Genomic DNA, 3,456 nt, shown 5'->3' on the forward strand with positions numbered 1-3,456 from the left:
CCTGCTAATCAACATACCAGCAATGACAATGCACGCTACAAGTGTCAATAGATACAGCAGCTTTTCTCGAATCGGCAGCTCTCTGCGGCGTGTAACGACTTTGGTGGTCTCACGATACCGTTGTTGCTGAACCTGTTCCTGACGGGCTCTTTCTTTTACAGCCAAATTACCGCGTGTATAAGCCATGTCGCCTCTCCTTCTCCATTAAATTTACAATTTTTCGGCAACTCTCAGCTTCGCTGTCCGGGACCGTGGATTAAGCTCCAATTCCTGCTCTGACGCCACAATCGGCTTACGGTTCACCAGCTTCAGATCGCCTATCATTTTGTCCTCCAAAATAGGCAAATCAGATGGATAGATGCTTTTCGCCAAATACTCCTTGAAAATATGCTTGCATATCCGATCCTCCAGAGAATGGAATGTAATGACCGAAATTCTGCCTCCTGGAGCCAGACATCTTATTGCCTGATGCAAAGTATCTTCCAGTGCACCCAACTCATCATTCACAGCAATCCGCAAAGCCTGGAAACTGCGTTTAGCCGGATGTCCCCCGGTTCTGCGTGCCGCAGCCGGAATTCCTTCTTTGATAATATCGACAAGTTCCCCTGTTGTGTGAATAGGCTTGTTCAATCGACGTTCAATCATGATCTTTGCGATCCGCCGTGAAAACTTCTCTTCTCCGTAATGAAACAAAATACGCGCAATCTCTGCTTCCGACCATTCATTGACAATTTCGTAAGCCGTAAGCGAGCTACTCTGATCCATCCGCATATCAAGCGGTGCATCATGATTGTAGCTAAATCCCCGTTCCCCCTCATCGAACTGGGGCGAGGATACACCCAGATCGAACAAAATACCCTGGACTTGCGGGACGCCGTCTTTTTCGGGCAATCCCAGCTCGGTCAGCTTGTCCTGCAAGTGGCGGAAGTTGGATTTCACTAATGAAATCTTTCCTTCATAGGCTGACAGCTTCTCTCGCGCATTGTTCAATGCCCAGTCGTCCTGATCAAAGGCAATGAGCCTTCCCTCAGGACCAAGCTGTGATGCAATGACGGAACTGTGTCCTGCCCCTCCCAACGTGCAGTCCACATAAATCCCGTCCTGCCTGATGTTTAGTGCCTGTGTTGCTTCTTCTTTGAGTACGGTAATGTGGTGAAACAAACGGCTGACCTCCTAAATTACAATTCAAAGTTGAAATCAACCAATTTCTCAGCAATGTCGTTAAATGCTTCTTCTGATTGGTTGAAATATTGCTCCCAAGTATGCTTGCTCCAAATCTCTACACGGGTGGACACTCCCAATACGACGCACTCTTTAGTAAGCTTGGCGTATTCGCACAAATTCCCCGGTAAATTTACCCTGCCCTGTTTGTCCAATTCGCATTCAGTCGCCCCCGAGAAAAAAAAACGGGTAAACGCCCGCGCATCGGCCTTCATCAAAGGCAGTGCTTTAAGTTTTTTTTCCATGACAGCCCACTCATCCATGGGATACACGAAGAGGCATTGGTCCAGCCCGCGGGTAACCACGAACGAGGCACCGAGAAGTTCACGAAACTTGGCCGGTACAGTAAGCCGGCCCTTCTCATCAATGCTATGTTGGAACTCCCCCATAAACATTGGTTTCGTCACCCCTTACCCCATTCTCCCACTTTGGCCCACTTTCCACCACCTAAGCATAATAGATTCGCTTTAAAAAATCAAAGACCTCTTTTTCATTACCAAAAAGTGATAGAAGCCGGATCCATACCCTTATGTCTGTTATTGTAGCCCTGCGTCACAAGATGCAAAAAAGCCCCTTTCCCCATGAAGCCGGCCCCCGACAATATGCATCAGGTTTCGAAACAACACGGAATAAAGGGCTTACTCTCTGTCCATTATGCCAATCTAAACAAACACTTGCATTAAAAACGCAACACTTTTGCAGCGAAAATCGTGATGTAATAATCCGATTACGCGTTCCAGCTGTCCAAATAGATCTTTTGGTCTTCAGTTAACGTGTCAATTTGGATTCCCAGACTATCAAGTTTGAATCGAGCTACCTGTTCATCAATTTCATAAGGTACATTAATAACAGCTTTGCCTAGCTCATTGTAACGATCATTCACATATTTCAAGCCAAGCGCCTGAAGCGCAAATGTCGTATCCATAATTTCCGCAGGATGACCATCAGCAGCAGCCAGATTCACGAGGCGTCCTTCTGCCAGCAAATACATTTTACGTCCATCTTTAAAGCGATATTCCTCGATATTGCGACGCACCGTACGAATGGATTCGGAACGTTTAGCAAGCTCAGGCTTACTAACCTCCACATCAAAATGCCCTGCGTTACACAGCACAGCTCCATCCTTCATCACATCAAAGTGTTCTCCTGTAATTACAGCCTTGTTTCCAGTTACTGTAATAAAGAAGTCGCCCAGTTTGGCAGCTTCTACCATCGGCAAGACATGGAAACCATCCATATGGGCTTCTACTGCCTTGATTGGATCAACTTCGGTTACAACAACGTTGGCTCCTAGCCCTTTCGCACGCATTGCAACCCCTTTGCCACACCAGCCATAACCTACCACAACCACTGTACTTCCGGCTACAACCAGATTAGTCGTACGAATAATGCCGTCGAAAGCTGACTGTCCTGTACCATAGCGGTTATCAAACAAATATTTGCAGTAAGCATCATTAACAGCCACCATCGGAAAGTGAAGTTGCCCTTCTTTTTCCAAAGCCTTCAAACGAATAATTCCAGTAGTTGTCTCCTCTGCTCCCCCACGGATCGTAGAAATCAGATCAGGCCGTTCGGATTGCAACAGAGTAACCAAGTCACCACCATCATCTATAATGAGATCCGGCTTTGTTTCCAGTGCCTTGATTTGCAAATTTTTGAATTCTGCCGGGTCCGGATTGTATTTAGCTAATACTGTAACGCCATCTTCAACTAATGCGGCGCAAACATCATCTTGTGTGGACAACGGATTACTACCCGTAATAGTTACCTGCGCTCCACCTGCTTGTACCACTTTAGCCAGATAAGCCGTTTTGGCCTCCAGATGTAGACAGATGGTTACCTTCAGACCAGCAAAAGGCTGCTCTTGCTCGAATTGTTGACGTATACGGTTCAATACTGGCATATGGGCTTCTACCCAATCAATTTTCAAATGACCTTCAGGGGCCAATTTAAGATCGTGAACTATGCTATTTTGCAGAGAATGGGAAGTCATACTTTGTTTCCTCCTTCATATTGGTTAAATTTGCTCCATGATAAATCCTATATAAAATAATAAATCATACATAAATAACACGATGCGTACCCAACAGATCCAATGGTACACTCATAATCATATCAATCAGGCTGAGACCATGACGGGTCAGAAAATGAGAGATCGTATACGCCCGCTCCTGCAGCTGTCCAAATGGAAAAAGCGACAACTCAATACGATCCCACTGGCGAAGTGCTGTTTCA

At 45.9% G+C, this 3,456-nt stretch carries 3 protein-coding genes and 2 pseudogenes; all 5 read right to left on the reverse strand.

Translation table 11 applies throughout. The features are described 5' to 3' along the window. Nucleotides 1-186 (reverse strand): annotated as a pseudogene (locus tag GRP75_RS21930) (hypothetical protein); the annotation flags it as partial. A gap of 24 nt (nucleotides 187-210) precedes the next feature. Further along, nucleotides 211-1,161, reverse strand: coding sequence for a 16S rRNA (cytosine(1402)-N(4))-methyltransferase RsmH (rsmH, locus tag GRP75_RS21935; RefSeq protein ID WP_160790353.1), 951 nt, complete (start codon nucleotides 1,159-1,161; stop codon nucleotides 211-213). A gap of 17 nt (nucleotides 1,162-1,178) precedes the next feature. After that, nucleotides 1,179-1,616, reverse strand: coding sequence for a division/cell wall cluster transcriptional repressor MraZ (gene mraZ, locus GRP75_RS21940; RefSeq protein WP_013311099.1), 438 nt, complete (start codon nucleotides 1,614-1,616; stop codon nucleotides 1,179-1,181). 332 nt (nucleotides 1,617-1,948) lie between these two features. Continuing rightward, nucleotides 1,949-3,214 (reverse strand): adenosylhomocysteinase, encoded by a 1,266-nt coding sequence (locus GRP75_RS21945; protein ID WP_076264697.1) that lies wholly within the window; start codon nucleotides 3,212-3,214, stop codon nucleotides 1,949-1,951. Nucleotides 3,215-3,278: 64 nt separating this feature from the next. Beyond that, nucleotides 3,279-3,456: pseudogene (locus GRP75_RS21950) on the reverse strand (bacillithiol biosynthesis protein BshC); the annotation flags it as partial.

The sequence above is a fragment of the Paenibacillus sp. OT2-17 genome, from assembly GCF_009827695.1.
Classification (GTDB): domain Bacteria; phylum Bacillota; class Bacilli; order Paenibacillales; family Paenibacillaceae; genus Paenibacillus; species Paenibacillus polymyxa_B.